Source organism: Kitasatospora sp. NBC_00315 (assembly GCF_041435095.1).
In the GTDB taxonomy this organism is placed as follows: Bacteria; Actinomycetota; Actinomycetes; order Streptomycetales; family Streptomycetaceae; genus Kitasatospora.
Genome location: NZ_CP108025.1, coordinates 1,838,295 through 1,856,162, shown reverse-complemented (window position 1 = coordinate 1,856,162; position 17,868 = coordinate 1,838,295). Strand labels below are relative to the sequence as shown.

Genomic DNA, 17,868 nt, shown 5'->3' with positions numbered 1-17,868 from the left:
GAGGAGCCGTGGCGTCGGGGCGCCGCGGCCTCGCCGGAGCGGGGGCGGGGGGCAGTGGGGGCCTCGCCGCCGTGGCGGCCGGGGCGGAGCCGGTGCCCGGGACGACCGTCCGGGGCACCGGCTGCTCCGCATGCCGAATCATTGGTACTTCGGTAGGTTTGCCGTGGTCCGTGGTCCGTGGTCCGTGGTCCGTGGTCCGTGGTCCGTGATCCGTGCCGGCCGCGCGGACCCGCCGGCGTGCCGAGGAGCGCGATGACGACCTGCCCACCCCCTGCCGGAGCGGCTGCGAGGACTCCGGCAGCCGGGCGCCCCCGGCGGGTCGTCCTCCTGGCCGGCCGGGTGCTCCGGTGTCTGACGGTGCCCTTCCCGATCGTGACGCCCTGACAGGTGGCCGCCGCCGACCCCGACCCCGCCGCCGACTCCGACCGTGGCCCCGACCCCGCCGCCGACCCCGCTCCCGACGCGGTGACCGCCGCGCTGGCCGATCTGTACCGGCGGCTGCGCACCCTGGACGAGGGCGAGGTCGCCGCGTACATCCCCGAACTGGCCCGGGCCGACCGGGCCGGTTTCGGCCTGGCCCTGGTCAGCATGGACGGGCACCGCTACGAGGCGGGGGAGGCGAGCGAGCCGTTCACCCTGCAGTCGGTCTCCAAGCCGTTCGTCTACGCCCTGGCCCTCGCCGAACTGGGCCTGGACGAGGTCAGCCGCTGGGTGGGCGCGGAGCCGAGCGGCGAGGCCTTCAACGCGATCAGCCTGGAGGAGGGCACCGGCAGGCCGTCGAACGCGATGGTCAACGCGGGGGCGATCGCGGCCACCGCGCTGCTGCCGGGCGCGACGCCCGCCGAGCGCTTCGAGCGCGTCCTCGCCCGCCTCAGCGCCTTCGCCGGCCGCCGGCTGGACGTGGACGAGGCCGTCTACGCCTCCGAGGCGGCCACCGGCGACCGCAACCGGGCGCTGGCCTACCTGATGCGCGGCGCCGGCTCCCTGGCCTGCGACCCGCTCGCCGTCACCGACCTCTACTTCCGCCAGTGCGCCGTGCGGGCGACGGCGGCCGACCTCGCCGTGATGGCGGCGACGCTGGGCAACGGCGGGGTGAACCCGGTGACCGGTGAGCGGGTGGTGGACGAGCCGGTCGCCGTGCAGGTCCTGTCGGTGATGGCGACCTGCGGTATGTACGACGCCTCCGGCGAGTGGCTGCTGCGGGTCGGACTGCCCGCCAAGAGCGGGGTGTCCGGCGGGCTGATCGCGGTCAGCCCGGCCCGGTTCGGCGTGGCCTGCTGGAGCCCGCCGCTGGACGCCACCGGCAACCCGGTCCGGGGCGCGGCGGCGCTGCGCGAGCTGTCCGAGCGCTTCGGCCTGCACCTGATGCGCCGCCCCGCCCGGGGAGCGCCGACCCTCCTGGCCGCCGGACAGGACGCGGTGGTGGCGGCGCAGGGCGCGCTCGACTTCACGGCGGCCGAACGCGTGCTGTTCGCGCTGGCGCGGCGAGCCGCCGGCCCGGCCGGCCCGCTGCTGCTCGACCTCTCCCGGGTCACCGCGATCGACCCCGTCGCCGAGGCGATGCTGCGCTCCGCCCTGGGCCGGCTGTCCGCGGCGGGCCACCGGGTCACCGTGACGGGTGCGCCGGGCCGCCCGGTCCGGGACGGCTGACCGGGCCCGCCCGCCGCTCGGAGGACGGTCCGCCGCCACGCACATCGGCACCGGCCGCCCGGAGATCCCGGCGTCGTGCGCCGCCGAGACGGCGATCGGCGCCACGGTCATGGCGGTGGCCGTGCTGCTGACGCACCGTCCGAGCACCGCGCTGACAGGGGGCGCCGAGCAGCAGCACGCCACCGCCGCCGGCCGCCCGGGCGACCGGGTGCGCGATGTCGTCGGCCGCCCCGGAGCGGGGTGGTCACCGAGGTGAGGACGAACCCGCCACAGGTCCGGCTCCGCTCCGCTTCCCCGGGGCAGTCGCTCGCGAACTGACCGCCGCTCAGGAGAAGGAGGTCTCGGGGTTTTCACACCGCCGCCGCGACCGCGTGCGGGACGGCCGTCCGATGGGCCGAACGAGTGAGCCCCGTCCGGCCCTCGTCCGCGGGCCGCGCCGACCGCTGCCGGCCGTCCCCGCCCACGCCCGGCCCCTGCGCCCGCCCGCCACCGGTATCCTCACCGCCCCGTCACCGCACCCGCCCGGCCCGCCTCGGACGCCGACACGCCCGGGACGCATGACTTGCCGTCGCGGCCCGCTCTGCGATCGTGGGGAGGGATCACGGACGACGACCCCGGAGGTACCACGGTGCGGGACTCGGATCCGGGCGCCGACCACACCGCCCTCCTGCAGGAACTGTTCGGCGCGGCCCCGCGCGCCTGGTACGTCCTCGACGCCGACATGCGGGTGATCACCCTGAACCGGTCGGCCGCGGCCCTGCACTGCCTGCCGGGGCAGGACGCCCTCGGCCGCCGGCTGGCCGACGTCGCGCCCGGGTTCCCCGCCGACGAGATCACCGAGCTGGCCGCGGAGGTCCTGGCCACCGGCGCCCGGGTGACGAACCGGATGATCCGGGGCGGCGTCGGGCCCCGTACGGATGAACGCCGGGACGACGGCCCGGTCGTCGTGCTCACCCTCACGCTGTACCGGCTGGAGGCCGGCACCGGCACGCAGGCCGGCCGTTCCCGGGCGGTCGCCGTCTCCGTCGAGGACATCACCGAGCAGGCCGCCTCCGCCGACCGGCTGGCCATCCTGCACACGGCGCAGCAGACCATCGGCTCCACCCTGGACATCGCCGCCACCGCCCAGGAGCTGGTCGACGTCACCGTCCCGCGCTTCGCCGACGCCTCCACCGTGGACGTCCTCGACGAGACCTGGCGGGCCGGCCCCGAGCACCACGGCGGCGTCTCCCCGGACCACCCGCTGCGCCGCGCCGCGTACCGCACCCGAAGCGGCGGGGAACTGCCCGTCTACGTCGGCCGGCTGAACACCTTCGGCTACTCCACCCCGTTCTCCCAGAGCCTGGCCGACATCCGCCCGCGCCTGATCACCGCGCTGCGCGAGGACGAACCCTGGCTCGCCGCCAACCCGGCCTTCGGCGCGCTGCTGCGCAGCTACGGGGTGCACTCCCTGATGGTCGTCCCGATGGCGGTGCACGACGCGGTGCTCGGCCTGACGGTGCACTACCGCAACGCGCGGGCCGAACCCTTCGACGAGGCCGACCTCGACCTCGCCGAGCGGCTCGCGGACCGCACCGCGCTGAGTATCGACAAGGCCCGCAGCTACGCCCGTGAGCGGACGGTGGCCACCGCCCTGCAGCGCTACCTGCTGCCCCGCCAGCCCCCCTCGGTCTCCGCCGTCGACGCCGCCCACCTGTACATACCGGGCGGGGCCGGCAGCGACTGGTACGACGTGATCCCGCTGTCCGGGGCCCGGGTGGCGCTGGTCGTCGGGGATCTCGCCGGTCGCGGCGTCGAGGCCGCCGCGACCATGGGCCAGCTCCGGACCTCGGTCCGCACCCTGGCCTCGCTCGACCTGCCGCCCGACGAACTGCTGGAGCGCCTGGACGAGACCGCCAAGCGCCTCGCCGTGGACAACGCGCTGGCGGCCTCCGCGCCCGGCGCGGCCGTCTCCGCCTCGGAGTTCCTGGCCTCCTGCCTGGTCCTGGTCTACGACCCGGTCTCCCGTCGTCTGACCAGCGCCCGGGCCGGCCACCCGCAGCCCCTGATGATCGACCCCGACGGGGAGATCCTGCCGTTCGAGGTGCCGGCCGGGCCGCACCTCGGGGTCGGCGACGCCGGCTACCAGAGCGCGACCGCCGAACTGCCCGAGGGCACCATTCTCGCGCTGTACACCGACGGCCTGGTCAACGGCCGGGGCCGGGACAGCGACGCCCACCTCGACCGCCTGCACCACCTGCTCGCGCAGCCGGGCCGCAGTCTCCAGGAGCTCTGCGACGCCGCCGTCTACGCCCTGGTGCCGGAACGCCCAGGGGACGACGCCGTCCTGCTGCTCGCCCGAACCCACCACCTGGCCGAGGAGAACGTCGCCGTCTGGACCTTCCCGGCCGACCTCGCCGTGGTCGCCGACGCGCGCCGGATGGCCGGACGCCAGCTGGCCGCCTGGGGCCTGGACGACCTGGACTACAGCACCCAGATCATCGTCAGCGAACTGGTCACCAACGCGATCCGCTACGGCAGGGGCACCGTCCAGCTGCGCATGATCCGTGACCGCACACTGATCTGCGAGGTCTCCGACCACACCAACACCGCGCCGCACCTGCGGCAGGCCCGCAGCACCGACGAGGGCGGCCGGGGGCTGTTCATCGTCATGCAGCTCAGCACCGACTGGGGCACCCGCTACCAGCGGGAGGGCAAGACCATCTGGTCCGAGCAGCCGCTGCCGGAGCACTCGGGCCCCTGACGGCGCCGTCGGCGGGCGGCCGGGGCCGTACGGTCGTACGGGAGCGCAGCGGCTCGCCCGCACGGGTGAGCCGGGGCCCGGCCGGGTGTGGGCTCCCGGGCGGGTCGGCACCCGCGCGAGAGGCTGGGCGCCTGCGCCCGGCCACCGGCGGGCGGGACCGGAAAGGCCGGACGACCACCATGCCGCGTACCACCCACCGCCACCGGCGGATCGCCCCGGCGGTCGCCGCCTGCTCCCTGCTGCTGGCCCTCGCGGGTTGCTCCAGCAGCCCGAGCAGCCCCAGCACGCCGGCGCCCGCGACGGCCTCTGCCTCTGCCTCCGCATCCGCCTCGGCCTCGGCGAGCGCCTCCACCGCCGCTCCCTCCGGCTCGGCCACGGCCACCGAGTCCTCGCCCGTGGCCGGCGACTCCCTCACCGTGACGATCAAGGACTTCGCATTCAAGCCGGTCGCGATCACGGTGGCCCCCGGGGCGACGGTCACCGTGAACAACACCGACAACAGCTCGCACACCCTCACCGCCGAGGACAACTCCTTCGACACCGGCGTGATCGCGGCCGGCGGCACGGCCACGGTCACCGCACCGACGCAGCCGGGCGACTACCCCTACATCTGCAGCATCCACACCTACATGCACGGCACGCTGACCGTGCGCTGAGGCAGGGCGGTCGCGTGCCGGGGCGGGACGGGGCAGGGCGGCCGCGTGCCGGGGCGGGACGGCCGCGCGCCGACCCGCCGGGGCGCTCAGCCGCCGTGGACGGGTCGGAAGGTGTGCCGGATCGTGTGGTCGCCGTTGGGCGCGGTGGCCTTCCGCTGCTGACCGGTCGACTGCTGACCGGTCGACTTCCTGACGGCGTCGAGAACGGCCATGCCCTGACCGACCAGGCCGGCCGCCAGCTGGTTCACGCCCTCGGTGCCGTTGAGCACCGTCAGGTTCGAGCCGGACAGGCCCCGGGCGGCCGCGTCGACCAGCGACGGGAGGTTCTCGATCACCCGGTTGGCCGCGATCAGTTCCTGGTTGCCGCCCCGCAGGGCCCCCGCCCGCGCGGTCGCGGCGACCGCCCACGCCTCGGCGGTCGTCCGCTCCGCGTACGCGGCGGCGTCCGCCTCGAACCGCACCCGGTCCCGGGCCGCCTCCGCCAGGGTGCGCTGACGGTACGCCTCGGCGTCGGCCGGCCGCCGGATCTCGGCCTCCAGCCGCCGCGCCGCCAGATCGGCGTGCCGCTGCGCCAGGGAGGTCTGCTGCTCGACGACCTCCTGGGAGGCCCGGGCCTCCGCGAGCGGCCCGGCCTGCGCGGACCGGGCGTTGGCCTGCTCGGTCTCGGCGACGAACCCGGCCCGCTTGATCGCGGTGTCCCGCTCGTACTGGGCCTTGAGGGCGGCCGCCTCCTGCTCCCGCTCGGTCGCCTCCTGGTCGGCCTTCGCCTGCGCGATCCGGGCCCGGCTGGCCACCGCGGCGGCGTGCGGGGCCGCGAGGTTGTCGATGTAGCCGGTGGTGTCCCCGATCTCCTGGATCTGCAGGGCGTCGACCACGATGCCGAGCTTCTCCATCTCGCTGTGGCTGCCCTCCTTCACCTCCTGGGCGACCCGGTCGCGCTCCCGGATGATCTGCTCGACGGTCAGGCCGCCGATGATGGAGCGCAGGTGTCCGGCGAAGATGCGGCCCACCAGCTCCTCCATCTTCTCCTGCTCGGCCAGGAAGCGACGGGCCGCGTTGGCGATCGACACCGAGTCGTCGCCCACCTTGAACACCGTCACGGCGCGGACGTTGAGACGGATGCCCTGCTGGGTCACGCAGTCCTCGGTGATCTCGGCCTCGCGCAGCGCCAGCGAGAGCATCCGGGCCTTCTGCTTGACCGGCATCACGAAACTGCCGTGACCGGTGACGATCCGGAACTGGGTGTCCTGCGCCTGCCGCTTGGACCCTGAGATCAACAGCGCCTCGTTCGGCGCCGGAACGTGCCAGAACAACATCACGGCCTCCTCGACGGACGCCGGTCGACGGCGGCCTCGGTACCGGGGACTACGGGGAGGGGAAGGGCACCACGACGACGGACCGCGCCGACGTGCGCTCGACCACCATGACCTGCGCGTGGCGGGGAATCGGCTGCTCGGACCACGCGGCGAAGGACTCGCTCCCGCCGCGCAGCGGCAGCAGCACCTCGCCGGGCCCGTCCGGCGGGATGGAGACGGTGACCCGCCCGACCGCTCCGATCGGGCTCTCCTGCGCGTCGTCCCGCACGTGCATCGCGACCGTCCGTCCTGCGCCGCCCGATCCGGGGCCGCCGGTCGTCGAGCGGGCGGCGCGGCCGGTAGGGGGCCTCGCGACCGATGACCATGCCTGCCCGCCTCCGCTCCCGGAGATCCGCCACCGGCGACCCGGCCGACCGGCCCACCGGCCGAGGGCGCCCGCCGGTCCGGCCGCCGGTGCGTGTGACCCTCGGTTCGTTCCACGGTACTCCGGGCCGCGCGCGCCCACCGCTCCCGGCGACACCCGGGCCGGAACGGGGTCGCGACGGGGTCGCGACGGGAGCGCAGCGGGCCCCGAGCGGAGCCGGGCCGGGCCCGGCCGGCACCGCCGGCCGGGGCGGCTGCGCCGGGCCACCGCCCGACCGTAGGGTGACGTCATGACGGACGAGGGCGAGGACGCGACCGGGCGAGCGCCGGACACCGGGGGCGGCGAGGCGCCCTGCTGGCTGAACCGGCTCTGCCCGGACTGCGACGCGGTGCTGGACGCCGCGCCGCCCACGCGGTGCCCGCGCTGCGGCGCCGAGGTGCGGCCGCACTGACCGGGCCGCTGCCGGACGCCGCGCCGCCCGCGGGGCGAGCCCTCCGGGGGCGCGGCCCCGCACCTCAGCGGGCCGGGGCGGGCGTCCGCGCGAACGCGCGACCGGGGCCGAAGGCGAGGCTCGCGAAGCGTTCGCCCATCAGGCGGTAGCCCGCCGTGTCGGGGTGCAGGCCGTCCGGCAGCGGCAGCTCGGCGAAGTCCCGGAGCCCGTAGAGCTCGCGGCCGTCCAGGTAGTGCAGGTGGCGGTCGTGCCGCGCGCGGCTCGCCACGATGGCGGACAGCTCCCGGCGGATCACGTTGAGGCTGAGCCGGCCGGTCGCGAGGTCGGCGGGGGTGCCGAGGGTGACGAACCGCAGGGTGGGGGAGTCCGGGTCGGCGACGGTGGGGCCGGGGGAGTCCTCCACGGCCGGGCAGAGGATGGGGGAGACCACCAGCAGCGGGGTGTCCGGGTGGCCGTCCCGGACGGTGTCCAGGAAGCCGTGCACGGCCGGCCCGAAGGCCCGCAGCCGGAACGCGTCGGTGTTGACCAGGTTGATGCCCAGCTTGAGGCTGATCAGGTCGGCCGGGGTGTCCCGGATGGCGCGGGCGGTGAACGGGTCGAGCAGGGCGTTGCCACCCAGTCCCAGATTGACCAGCTGGACGCCGGTTCGGGCGGCGGCGACGGCCGGCCAGGTGTCGGTGGGGCCGTCCGCCTCGGTGCAGTGGCTGATCGAGCTGCCGTGGTGCAGCCAGACCGGGCCGGCGGCGGGTGCGGGGGAGTGCACGGGCGCATCGGTGTGCAGGGCGATCAGCTCGGTGCGCTCGGCGTGCGGCAGCCAGATCTCGACGTCCTTCATCGCCTCGCCGAGGCCGGTGAAGCGCGCCCGGCCGGCCGGCCCGGGGGTGGTCCGCGTGCGGCCGTCCGCGTCCACCGCCATGACGTCCCCGCCGCCGACGACGCCGGCGCGCCGCACCGGCCGGCCGTCGACGAGCAGGTCGTAGACGCCGTCGGGGCCCCGCGAGCCGTCCGACCAGACGATCCTGGTCGGACGGGCCTCCAGCTCCACGGTGGCCGACGCGGTGCGGAACGCGAGCCGGACGCCGCAGGGCTGGGCCTCGACCATGCCGATGTACTCGTCGGGGAACTGCGCGCGGGCGGCGGGGGGCAGCCGGTGCGGCTGCAACCCGTCCGGGGTGCGCTCCAGGTCGAGCGCGCCGCGGACGGCGACGGGGCCCTCGGTGGTGATCGCGGTGGTGATCGCGCTGGTGAGGTGCGTGGTCATCGGGTTCTCTCCTTCGGTGGGCAGGGGCTGCCGGTGCGGTCCACCTCCGGATGGGAGCGTTCCCACCCGGTGCTCATCCTTTCGTCCGGGCACGCCGGAGCGGAAGGGCGGGTCCGGCCCGGCGGGTCGGGCCGGCCCTCGCGGACTTGAGATGGACGCGGCAAAAGCCGTGCGCGAAGTCTGGCCAAGGTTCTGACTCCTGGGTAACTTACCGATGCGTAGGCGCTTTTCCGCCTCGGAGTGCATGCATGCCTCGATCCCCCACCCGAAGGACAGTCATGCCCAGAACCGCACGCCACCCCTCCCGCAGACCCGGCTCCGTCGGATCCGGCTCCGGGCGCCCCCTCGCCCGGCTGCTCGCCGGCTGCACCCTGCTCGCCGGCGCCCTGGTCGGAGCCGTCCCCGCCCACGGCGCCGTCGCCCCCGCCGCCGCCGTCTCGGCCGGGACCGATCCGGTGACCGCCGCCAAGGCGCTCGCCGCCCCTCTCGTCCCCGGCGCCAACGACTGGAACTGCAAGCCGAGTCCGGCCCACCCCCGGCCGGTCGTGCTGGTGCACGGGACCTTCGCCGACGGCTCGGTCAACTGGCTGACCATCGCCCCCGCGCTGAAGGCCGACGGGTACTGCGTGTTCGCCCTGACGTACGGTGAGCAGCCCGGCGTTCCGATCCTGCGGGCGATCGGGCCCGTTCCGGACTCGGCCCGACAGCTCGCCACCTTCGTGGACGGGGTGCTGGCCGCCACCGCCGCGGGAAAGGCCGACCTGGTCGGCCACAGCCAGGGCGGTGGTCTGCTGCCGCGCTACTACCTGAAGTTCGACGGCGGCGCGGCCAAGGTGCACACCCTGGTGGGCATCGCGCCGAGCAGCCACGGCACCACCCTCGACGGTCTGGCCGTGCTGGCCCGGTCGATCCCCGGCGCGCTGGACATCATCGGATCGGCCTGCCCCGCCTGCACGGACCAGGTCGTCGGTTCGGACGTCCTGACCCGGCTCGACGCGGGCGGCGACACCATGCCCGGAGTCTCCTACACGAACATCATCACCCGCTACGACGAGGTGGTGACGCCCTATCGGACCCAGGAACTGACCGGTCCCGACGTGCACAACGTGCTGGTGCAGGACCTCTGTGCGGCGAACAGCCCGGACCACGTGCTGATGGCCGTCGACCCGGTCGTGCTGCACGAGGTCCGGCACGCGCTGGACCCGGCGCACGTCGGCGAGGCCGACTGCTGGGCCAACCTGACCGGCTGACCGCTCAGGGTCCGGGCCGCTCCCGGCCCGGGCCACCCTCACCCACCCCACCCGGCACTCACCCGACCCCCACCCGCCCCCACCCGGGCCTCCATGGGCCCCACTCCCATGGAGGCCCGCCCGGGGCTCGCCGACGGGCGCCCGCACGGGACGCCCCGTCCCGAGCGCGAAGGCGCCGCCGAACCGTCCTGAAGTGCGCCGCGAGGAGCAGGAATGCAGCCGAGGACAACCCACCCGACCGAGCCCCGCCCGACCCCGCCCCGCCCGACCCCGCCCCGCGCGCGGGCCGCCCGCCTGCGGCTGCGCGCCGCCGCCCTCCTGGCGGTCGCCGCCACGGTCGTCGCGCTCGCCGCCCCGGCCCCCACGGCCGGCGCCGCCGCGGCCCCGGCGCCCGACTACTGCGGCGGCCGCTGCAACGACATCCTGCCGCCCGGCGAGAACGGCAACGCCACCCTGGCGGACATCCTCGGCAACCGCGCCTTCGGTACCCGCCCCGCCCACACCGACGACCAGCTCGGCCCGTACGCCGCCCTCGCCCAGGCCTACCCGGGCCTGACCACGGCCCAGCTGGGGAGCTTCTTCAACGACTCCTCCTTCGGCGTGCCGGCCGCCCAGGTGGCCAGCAGCACCAGCCCCCGGCCGGACGTCACCATCGTCCGCGACAAGGCCACCGGCGTCCCGCACATCACCGGCACCACCCGCTACGGCACCGAGTACGGCGCCGGGTACGCCGCCGCCCAGGACCGGCTCTGGGTGATGGACCTGTTCCGCCACGTCGGCCGGGGCCAACTCTCCGGGTTCGCGGGCGGAGCCGCCGCCAACCGTCAGCTGGAGCAGAGTTTCTGGCAGGCCGCGCCGTACACCGAGGCAGAGCTCCAGCAGCAGATCGACGGCGCCTTCGGCACCGGCCCCAGGGCGCAGCAGGCGCTGGCCGACGCGGGGGCCTACCTGGACGGCATCAACACCTACATCGACAAGGTCTACCAGGCCCGTACGTTCCCCGGTGAGTACGATCTCACCGGCCACATCGACTGGTTCACCAACGCGGGCGGCATCGACCACTTCGAGCTCACCGACCTGGTCGCGCTGGCCGCCGTGATCGGCGCCCTGTTCGGTTCGGGCGGCGGCGGTGAACTCGCCTCCGCCCAGGTCAGGTCGGCCGCGGAGGCGCGCTACGGCACGGCCGCCGGTGACGCCCTGTGGTCCTCGCTGCGCGAGGCCGACGACCCCGAGGCGGTGCAGACCCTGCACGACGGACAGCGCTTCCCGTACGCCCAGCCGCCCGCGAACCCGCAGGGCGCCGCGATCCCGGACGCCGGCTCGGTCGTCCCCGAGCCGATGATCGAGGACGCCACCGGCACCGGCGCCTCGGTGGCGCCCACCGCGTCCCCGGGCGTCCTGCCGGGCAACCTGCTGACCGCCAGGCACGGTATGTCCAACGCCCTCGTGGTGTCCGGCAGGTACACCGACGACGGGCACCCGGTCGCCGTCTTCGGACCGCAGACCGGCTACTTCGCCCCCCAGCTGCTGATGCTGGAGGAGATCCAGGGCCCCGGCATCAGTGCCCGGGGGGCCGCCTTCGCCGGGCTCAGCTTCTACGTCGAGCTCGGCCGCGGCCAGGACTACGCGTGGAGCGCCACCTCGGCCGGCCAGGACATCACCGACACCTACGCCGTACCGCTGTGCACCCCCGACGGCTCGCCCGTCACCCTCGCGGCCGACGCCTACCTGCTGCACGGCGCCTGCACGCCGATGGAGCGCCTGGAGCGGAAGAACTCGTGGTCCCCGACCACCGCCGACGCCACCGCCGCCGGCTCCTACACCCTGGTGATGAACCGGACCGCGTACGGGCTGGTGTCGGCCCGCGGCACGGTCGGCGGCAGGCCCGTCGCGTTCACCTCGCTGCGCTCCACCTACCGGCACGAGGCGGACTCCATCGTCGGCTTCCAGATGCTCAACGACCCCGGCGCGGTGCACGATCCGGCGAGCTTCCAGCAGGCCGCGCAGAACATCAACTACACCTTCAACTGGTTCTACGCCGACTCCGCCCACACCGCGTACTACAACTCCGGCAGCAACCCCGTACGCGCCGACGGGGTCGACCCGGGCCTGCCGGTGCTCGCCCAGCCGGCCTACGAGTGGCAGGGCTTCGACCCGGCGGCCAACACGGCCCGCTACACGCCGCCGGCCGAGCATCCGCAGTCGGTCGACCAGGACTACTACATCTCCTGGAACAACAAGCAGGCCGGCGGTGTCGCGCCGGCCGGCTTCGGGAACGGCTCGGTGCACCGGGGCGATCTGCTGGACGACCGGGTGAAGGCCCTGGTCGGCAGTGGCGCCAAGGTCGGCCGGGTCGCCCTGGTGCAGGCGATGGAGGGCGCGGCGGTGGCCGACCTGCGGGCCGAGGACGTGCTGCCGGAGCTGCTCCGGGTGATCGGGGGCGCGCCGGTCACCGATCCGGCGCAGGCCGCGGCCGTCCAGAAGCTGACGTCCTGGCAGGCGGCGGGCGACCGGCGCCGGGAGACCTCGGCGGGCAGCCACACCTACGCCGACGCGGACGCGATCCGGATCCTGGACGCCTGGTGGCCCCTGCTCGCCCAGGCCGAGTTCCGACCCGGCATGGGCGACGGGCTGTTCGCCGCGCTGACCGGCGCGCTGCAGATCAACGAATCCCCGTCGGGCGGCCAGACCGGGCCGGTCGCCGGTGGCGCGGTCTCCGCCAACGAGTCCGTGCCGCACAAGGGCTCGGCGTTCCAGTACGGCTGGTGGAGCTATGTCGACAAGGATCTGCGGGCCGTTCTCGGCGAGCACGTGGCCGGCCCGCTGGCTCGTCCGTTCTGCGGCGGCGGCGACCCGGCCGCCTGCCGCCAGGCCGTGCTGACCAGCCTCGGCCAGGCCGCCGCGCAGACCCCGGCCCAGGTCTACCCGGGCGACGCGGACTGCTCGGCGGGTGACCAGTGGTGCGCCGACACCATCATCCAGCGTCCGCTGGGCGGGGTCACGGACGCCAAGACGACCTGGCAGAACCGGCCGACCTACCAGCAGGTGGTGCAGTTCCAGAGCCACCGCTGACCGCTCCGGTCCGTCGGCCGGGACCGGGCCCCACCCAGGTGGGGACCGGTCCCGGCCGGCCCGCTGCTGCGCTCCGCGGTCCGCTCAGGGGTTCGCCCGGAGCCGGTCGGCGACCGATTCGCCGCCCTCCGGCTCACCGGGCGGGTGGAAGCCCTCACCCTTGGCCCGCCGCTCCAGGCCGATCCAGACCAGGTCCATCAGTCGGCGGGCGGTGGCCCGAGGCTGCTCGCCGGGCACCGCGAGCGCCCACTCGGCCAGCGCGTCGGCGGCGCCGACCAGCGCGTGCGCGACGGCCGCGGACTCCCTGCGCAGCGCGGCGTAGTCGCCGCCGGCGATGCCGCGCCCGGACGGCTCCATGGCCTGGCGGACGAGTCCGGTGACGGTGTCGACGATCTCCGCCCTGGCCCGGGCGACCTGGGCGGCGAGCGAGTCGCTCCGGCTGCGGGCCTGCCGGTAGAGGACCACCCAGCCGGCGCGGTTCTCCGCGACGTGGGTGAGGAAGGCGGTCAACCCGTCCCAGAGCTGCTCGGCCGGGTCACCACCGTCGGCCGGCGTGGCCGCGCCGATGGCGTTGACCAGGCGGTCGGCCTCCCGGGCGATGCACGCGGAGAAGATCTCCTCCTTGGAGCCCAGGTACAGGTACAGCAGGGGCTTGGACACCCGGGCGTGCTCGGCGACCTCGTCCATCGAGGCGGCGTGGAAGCCGCGCCGGGAGAACACCTGCACGGCGGCGTCGAGCATCTGCTGTTCGCGGACCTTGCGGGGTAGCCGCTTGCGGCCGGTCTGCGGATCCATCGTGCAAGGGTATCCAACCCGGCCCCGAACTTACCGAGTAGTAAACTTACTTGTGAGTAGGGCATCGGAGCGCCTGCTCCGGATCACCCCTCCCGACGAACCGGCTGTCGACGGCCTCGACTTCGGCGTGAGCCCCGGACCGCCGATCCGGTGGCCGCCGCCCGTGCCGCCGCAGGACACGAACGGCCGTGCCGCCGCAGGACACGAAATCGCCGCACACCCGATGAACCCGGATCAACGGGGCGTCAGGCGGAACATAGGTCGATTGTCGAAGAGCGGGGCAGCCGGACGGAAGAGGAGCGGGACGTGCGGGCGTGGTCACGGTTCGGCACTCGGCTCGGCGAGCACACCGGCGACCGCCCGGTGGTCAGGGGCCGGCCCGGGTGGGGTGCGGTGGCCGGCGCGGTCCTCTTCTACTACCTGTCCCTCACCCCCTCCATGCTGCCCCGCTCCTGGTGGCTGCAGGGTGTCGAGGCGGGGGTGACGGCCGCGATCGGGTACGGGGCCGGGGCCCTGGTCGCCGCGATCGCCCGCAGGCTCGGGGCCCGGCCGGGGCCCCGGGTCCGCCGGACGGCCTGGGCGGTGCTCGCGGTGGTCGGCGCGGTGCTCGTGGTGGCGGTGACCGCCTGGAGCGTGCGCTGGCAGGGGGAGGTCCGGCGGGCCGTGTCGCTGCCCCCGGAGATCTCCTGGTGGCGGTGGTCGCTGGTGCCCCTGGCCGCGCTGCTGACCGGCGCGCTGATCGTGCTGGTGGCCCGGGTGCTGCGGCTCGCCACCCGGGTGGTCGGGCGCGCGCTGGGGCGGGTGGTCCCGGCGCGCCTCGCGCTCGGCGCGGGCGTCGCGGTGGTGGCCTTCCTGGTGGTCGGCTTCGTCCAGGGCTTCCTGCTCTCCGGGGTGCTGGACGTGGTCGAGCGCGCCGCCTCGCTCACCGACCAGGGCACCACCGCCGGGATCGTCCGGCCGCAGCTGCCCACGCTCTCGGGCAGCCCCGCCTCGCTGGAGTCCTGGGAGAGCCTCGGCTCCAAGGGCCGGGACTTCGTCGGCACCGCCGCGACCGAGGCCGAACTGTCCGCGTTCGCCGGCCGCCAGGCCCAGGACCCGGTCCGGGTCTACGTCGGACTGCGGTCGGCCGACACCCTGCAGGGGCGGGCCGACCTGGCCGTCGCCGAGCTGGAGCGCACCGGAGGCTTCCGCCGCAGCATCCTCGCCGTGATGGCCACCACCGGCAGCGGCTGGATCAACGCGCAGGCCAGCACGCCGCTGGAGTACATGTACGCCGGGGACAGCGCGATGGTGGCCATCCAGTACTCCTACCTGCCGAGCTGGGTCTCGGTGCTGACCGAGGACGAGGCCACCGACGCCGGCCGGGCCCTGTTCGACGCGGTGCACGCCAAGTGGGCGACGCTCCCCGCCGGAGACCGCCCGCGCCTGGTGGTCTACGGGGAGAGCCTGGGGTCGTTCGCCACCGAGAAGGCCTTCGACGGGCGGCTCGACCGGTTGGCGGCCGAGACCGAAGGCGCCCTGCTGGTCGGCCCGACCTTCGACAACCCGATCTGGCGCCGGGTCACCGACGACCGGCAGCAGGGCAGCCCGGTCTGGCGCCCGGTCTTCGAGAATGGCCGTTCGGTGCGCTTCGCCCAGGTGCCGGCCGACCTGGAGCTCCCGGCGCAGCCCTGGGACGGCACCCGGGTCGTCTACCTGCAGAACGGCTCGGACCCGATCGTCTGGTGGAGCCCCGGCATGCTCCTGAGCAGACCGGAGTGGCTCGACGACCCGCGCGCCGCGGACGTCTCCCCGGCGATGCGCTGGTACCCCGTCGTCACCTTCTGGCAGGTCGCCTGCGACCTGGCCGGAGCCAACGACGTGCCGGCCGGCTTCGGCCACCGGTACGGGACGCTGCCCACCGACGCCTGGGCCGCGATCGCCGCGCCGCCGGGCTGGACGGCCGCCGACACCACGCGGCTGGCGGAACTGATGGCGCGCTGACCGGCCCGGGTCCCGCCCCGGCGCCCGGACCGGGCCCCGGCCGGCACCTCCCGCCCGCCCGCCGGGCTCAGGTCAGCGAGCGCAGGGCGAAGGCCGTCACGATCCCCAGCGCGTTGGTCGCCCAGTGCAGTCCGGCCGGGGCCAGCAGGCTGCCGCTGCGCCGGCGCAGCTCGCAGAAGAGCACTCCGGCCAGGCCGGTGAACAGGACGGTGCCGGCCTCCACCACGACCACCCCCACGACGGAGTGCCCGAACAGTGAGCCCAGCGCGGGCTTGTCCTCGCCCAGGTGCAGCGAGGGCAGCACGTGCCAGAGCCCGAAGAGGACCGAGGAGCCGATCGTGGCGACCTTGACGCCCCAGCCCTTCCACAGCAGCCCGTACAGCACGCCCCGGAAGGCCAGCTCCTCCAGCAGCACGGTGCCGAGCGGCAGCCTCACCAGCACCTCGAAGGCGACGGTGCCCGCGCCGTCGCCCTGCGTCCGGCGGTCGGCGAACAGGCCCCGGGTCGGCGGGAACAGGGCTCCCGCCAGGTAGACCGCCGCCACCAGGGCGATCAGGACGGCGGCCCACCGCGCGCCGCGCCCCCAGCCGGCCCGGTCCAGCCCGGCGTCGGCCCAGGTACCACCGGCCAGGCGCAGCAGGAGCAGCAGCAGCGCGGCCGTCACCGGCGCCGTGATCAGGTAGGCCGAGGGCGCGATCCGGTTGTTGAGGACGTTGGCCGCGACCAGCAGCAGGACGGTGGCGGCCACCGCGCTGCGCACGTCGATCCGGCCGCCGGCCGGCCCGCTGTTCCCCTGCTCCACAGGTGCCTCCTCATGGCCTCCCCCCATCCTCGGTGCTGGGCGGCGCGATCGCCCGAGGGCGTGCCGGGGGCGGCGCGGGCCGGCCGGGATCCGTGCGGGAGCCCGGCCGGCCCTCGGGGGAGGTCAGGCGGACGGCAGCGCCGCCGCCGGGCGCCGGGTGAACCGCAGTACGGCGGCCAGTACCAGGGTGGCCGCGCCGAGCAGGCCGACCGCGCCCGCCAGGCCGCCCACCGCGTGCGAGACGCCGAGCAGGATCAGGGGGCAGACGAACTCGCCGAAGAAGAAGGCGGCGTTCCAGAGACCGGTGCCGCGGCCCCGGTCGGCGAAGTCCAGCAGGGCCATCGCCCGGGTCAGCAGGGTCGGCAGCAGCATGCCGCCGCCGAGGCAGTTGACCACGGCGCCCACCACCAGGAGCACGGTGCCGTCGGCGAGCCACATCACGGTGAAGCCGGCCGCGCACAGCGTCAGCACGGCGGGCAGCAGCCGCTCGGCCCGGTCGGCCAGCCGGGTGAAGGTGAATGCGCCGATCACGGTGGCCACGCTGGCCGTCGCGCTCGCGATGCCGATCGTGGCGGTCGCCTTCACCCCGATGTCGTCCAGCAGGTAGGACATCTCCACGGGCACGGTGTAGAAGACGACCGCGCCGAAGAAGGTGAGCGCGCAGGGCGCGGCCAGCCGGCGCCAGGGGAATGGCCGGCCGGCCTCGGCCGCCTCGGCGCCCTGCGGTTCGGTACGGCGGGGCACGACCAGGACGGCGGCCATCAGCGGCGCCAGCAGCAGGCTGACCGCGTAGGCCCAGAACGGCGCGCGCCAGCCGGCCGAGCCGATCGCCCCGCCGACGGCGAAGAAGGCGGTGGCGGACAGGGCGCTGCAGACGGCCTGCAGGGCGAGGTAGCGCTCCCGCTGCTTGCCGTCGTAGTAGTCGCCGATCAGGGTGGTGCAGCAGGTCATGATGACCGCTTCGACCACACCCAGCAGCGCGCGGGCGGCGACGATCGAGCCCAGCGAGTCGAGCCACAGCGGCGCCGTGCCGATCGGCGCGTACACGAGGGAGGCGCCGACCAGCAGCCGCTTGCGGCCGAGCCGGTCGACCAGCATGCCCGCGAAGGGGGCCAGCAGGGCCAGCGCGAGCGCCGGGATGGTCAGGGCCATCGGGACGAGCGCGTCCGCGCCGGCGGTCGAGGCGAAGTGGTCCTGCATCTTGGGCAGGACCGGCGCGATCAGCACCGCTCCGAGGATCGGCAGGCAGCTGCCGGCCATCAGCACCGGAGCCTGGAACCTGGACGCAGGGGGGGCCGCGGGGGCGGCCGACGCGGTGGGGACGGCAGGCGCGACGGCGGGGGGAGAGGACACGGTGATTCTCCGTCAATGGGCGGTCAGGATAGCGAGATGTATACACATAACCCATCTGTCATACCAATGTGGTGTCACGTGGTGAACAGTAGGGGCACGTTCACCGGACCGGCCTCCCGCTGCCGGGCGTGCGGCGGGGCCGGTCGGACGATCCGACCGGCCCCGCCGCCCG

14 protein-coding genes are annotated in these 17,868 nt (G+C 75.1%); 8 read left to right on the top strand and 6 right to left on the bottom strand.

The annotated features are described in order from the left end of the window. The first annotated feature begins 387 nt into the window (after positions 1-387). The 4 genes from glsA (at position 388) to OG823_RS07725 (ending at position 5,049) form a co-directional block, all read left to right on the top strand. Positions 388-1,650 carry a glutaminase A gene (gene glsA, locus OG823_RS07740; RefSeq protein WP_371478627.1) on the top strand — a complete coding sequence of 421 codons (1,263 nt, stop codon included), beginning with the start codon at positions 388-390 and terminating at the stop codon, positions 1,648-1,650. A 115-nt stretch (positions 1,651-1,765) separates the two neighbouring features. After that, positions 1,766-1,906 carry a hypothetical protein gene (locus OG823_RS07735; RefSeq protein WP_371478625.1) on the top strand — a complete coding sequence of 47 codons (141 nt, stop codon included), beginning with the start codon at positions 1,766-1,768 and terminating at the stop codon, positions 1,904-1,906. Between the two features lie 372 nt (positions 1,907-2,278). Further along, positions 2,279-4,393, top strand: coding sequence for a SpoIIE family protein phosphatase (locus OG823_RS07730; RefSeq protein ID WP_371478623.1), 2,115 nt, complete (start codon positions 2,279-2,281; stop codon positions 4,391-4,393). Positions 4,394-4,572: 179 nt separating this feature from the next. After that, on the top strand, positions 4,573-5,049 hold the full coding sequence (locus OG823_RS07725; RefSeq protein WP_371478621.1) for a cupredoxin domain-containing protein: 477 nt from the start codon (positions 4,573-4,575) through the stop codon (positions 5,047-5,049). 86 nt (positions 5,050-5,135) lie between these two features. Here OG823_RS07725 and OG823_RS07720 read toward each other — a convergent pair whose 3' ends face one another. Then, entirely contained in the window at positions 5,136-6,365 is a 1,230-nt protein-coding gene (locus OG823_RS07720; RefSeq protein WP_371478619.1) for an SPFH domain-containing protein, read from the bottom strand. 49 nt (positions 6,366-6,414) lie between these two features. After that, positions 6,415-6,639 carry a hypothetical protein gene (locus OG823_RS07715; RefSeq protein ID WP_371478617.1) on the bottom strand — a complete coding sequence of 75 codons (225 nt, stop codon included), beginning with the start codon at positions 6,637-6,639 and terminating at the stop codon, positions 6,415-6,417. A 379-nt stretch (positions 6,640-7,018) separates the two neighbouring features. On the opposite strand from OG823_RS07715, the gene OG823_RS07710 reads away from it, so the two are divergent. After that, a complete protein-coding gene (locus OG823_RS07710) occupies positions 7,019-7,180 on the top strand; it encodes a hypothetical protein (protein WP_371478615.1) in 162 nt (53 codons plus the stop codon). A 64-nt stretch (positions 7,181-7,244) separates the two neighbouring features. Here OG823_RS07710 and OG823_RS07705 read toward each other — a convergent pair whose 3' ends face one another. Beyond that, on the bottom strand, positions 7,245-8,441 hold the full coding sequence (locus OG823_RS07705) for a GDSL-type esterase/lipase family protein (RefSeq protein ID WP_371478613.1): 1,197 nt from the start codon (positions 8,439-8,441) through the stop codon (positions 7,245-7,247). Between the two features lie 278 nt (positions 8,442-8,719). On the opposite strand from OG823_RS07705, the gene OG823_RS07700 reads away from it, so the two are divergent. Continuing rightward, positions 8,720-9,691 (top strand): esterase/lipase family protein, encoded by a 972-nt coding sequence (locus OG823_RS07700; protein WP_371478611.1) that lies wholly within the window; start codon positions 8,720-8,722, stop codon positions 9,689-9,691. A 213-nt stretch (positions 9,692-9,904) separates the two neighbouring features. Continuing rightward, positions 9,905-12,763, top strand: a complete 2,859-nt coding sequence (locus OG823_RS07695) for a penicillin acylase family protein (protein WP_371478609.1) — start codon at positions 9,905-9,907, stop codon at positions 12,761-12,763. A gap of 84 nt (positions 12,764-12,847) precedes the next feature. On the opposite strand, the gene OG823_RS07690 is transcribed toward OG823_RS07695, so the two are convergent. Next, positions 12,848-13,558 carry a TetR/AcrR family transcriptional regulator gene (locus OG823_RS07690; RefSeq protein ID WP_371478607.1) on the bottom strand — a complete coding sequence of 237 codons (711 nt, stop codon included), beginning with the start codon at positions 13,556-13,558 and terminating at the stop codon, positions 12,848-12,850. 306 nt (positions 13,559-13,864) lie between these two features. Here OG823_RS07690 and OG823_RS07685 point away from each other — a divergent pair, with 306 nt between their 5' ends. After that, positions 13,865-15,541 carry an alpha/beta hydrolase gene (locus OG823_RS07685; protein WP_371478605.1) on the top strand — a complete coding sequence of 559 codons (1,677 nt, stop codon included), beginning with the start codon at positions 13,865-13,867 and terminating at the stop codon, positions 15,539-15,541. Between the two features lie 67 nt (positions 15,542-15,608). Here OG823_RS07685 and OG823_RS07680 read toward each other — a convergent pair whose 3' ends face one another. Then, positions 15,609-16,343: a lysostaphin resistance A-like protein gene (locus OG823_RS07680; protein WP_371478604.1), complete on the bottom strand. Its 735-nt coding sequence runs from the start codon at positions 16,341-16,343 to the stop codon at positions 15,609-15,611. Between the two features lie 123 nt (positions 16,344-16,466). Next, positions 16,467-17,702, bottom strand: a complete 1,236-nt coding sequence (locus OG823_RS07675; RefSeq protein WP_371484348.1) for an MFS transporter — start codon at positions 17,700-17,702, stop codon at positions 16,467-16,469. Positions 17,703-17,868: the final 166 nt, after the last annotated feature.

Bases quoted from the DNA above. Each gene is read 5' to 3' on its own strand.
- OG823_RS07690 (WP_371478607.1), bottom strand. From the start codon at position 13,558: ATGGATCCGCAGACCGGCCGCAAGCGGCTACCCCGCAAGGTCCGCGAA.
- OG823_RS07705 (WP_371478613.1), bottom strand. From the start codon at position 8,441: ATGACCACGCACCTCACCAGCGCGATCACCACCGCGATCACCACCGAG.
- OG823_RS07695 (WP_371478609.1), top strand. From the start codon at position 9,905: ATGCAGCCGAGGACAACCCACCCGACCGAGCCCCGCCCGACCCCGCCC.
- OG823_RS07725 (WP_371478621.1), top strand. From the start codon at position 4,573: ATGCCGCGTACCACCCACCGCCACCGGCGGATCGCCCCGGCGGTCGCC.
- OG823_RS07720 (WP_371478619.1), bottom strand. From the start codon at position 6,365: ATGTTGTTCTGGCACGTTCCGGCGCCGAACGAGGCGCTGTTGATCTCA.
- OG823_RS07700 (WP_371478611.1), top strand. From the start codon at position 8,720: ATGCCCAGAACCGCACGCCACCCCTCCCGCAGACCCGGCTCCGTCGGA.
- OG823_RS07710 (WP_371478615.1), top strand. From the start codon at position 7,019: ATGACGGACGAGGGCGAGGACGCGACCGGGCGAGCGCCGGACACCGGG.
- OG823_RS07715 (WP_371478617.1), bottom strand. From the start codon at position 6,639: ATGCACGTGCGGGACGACGCGCAGGAGAGCCCGATCGGAGCGGTCGGG.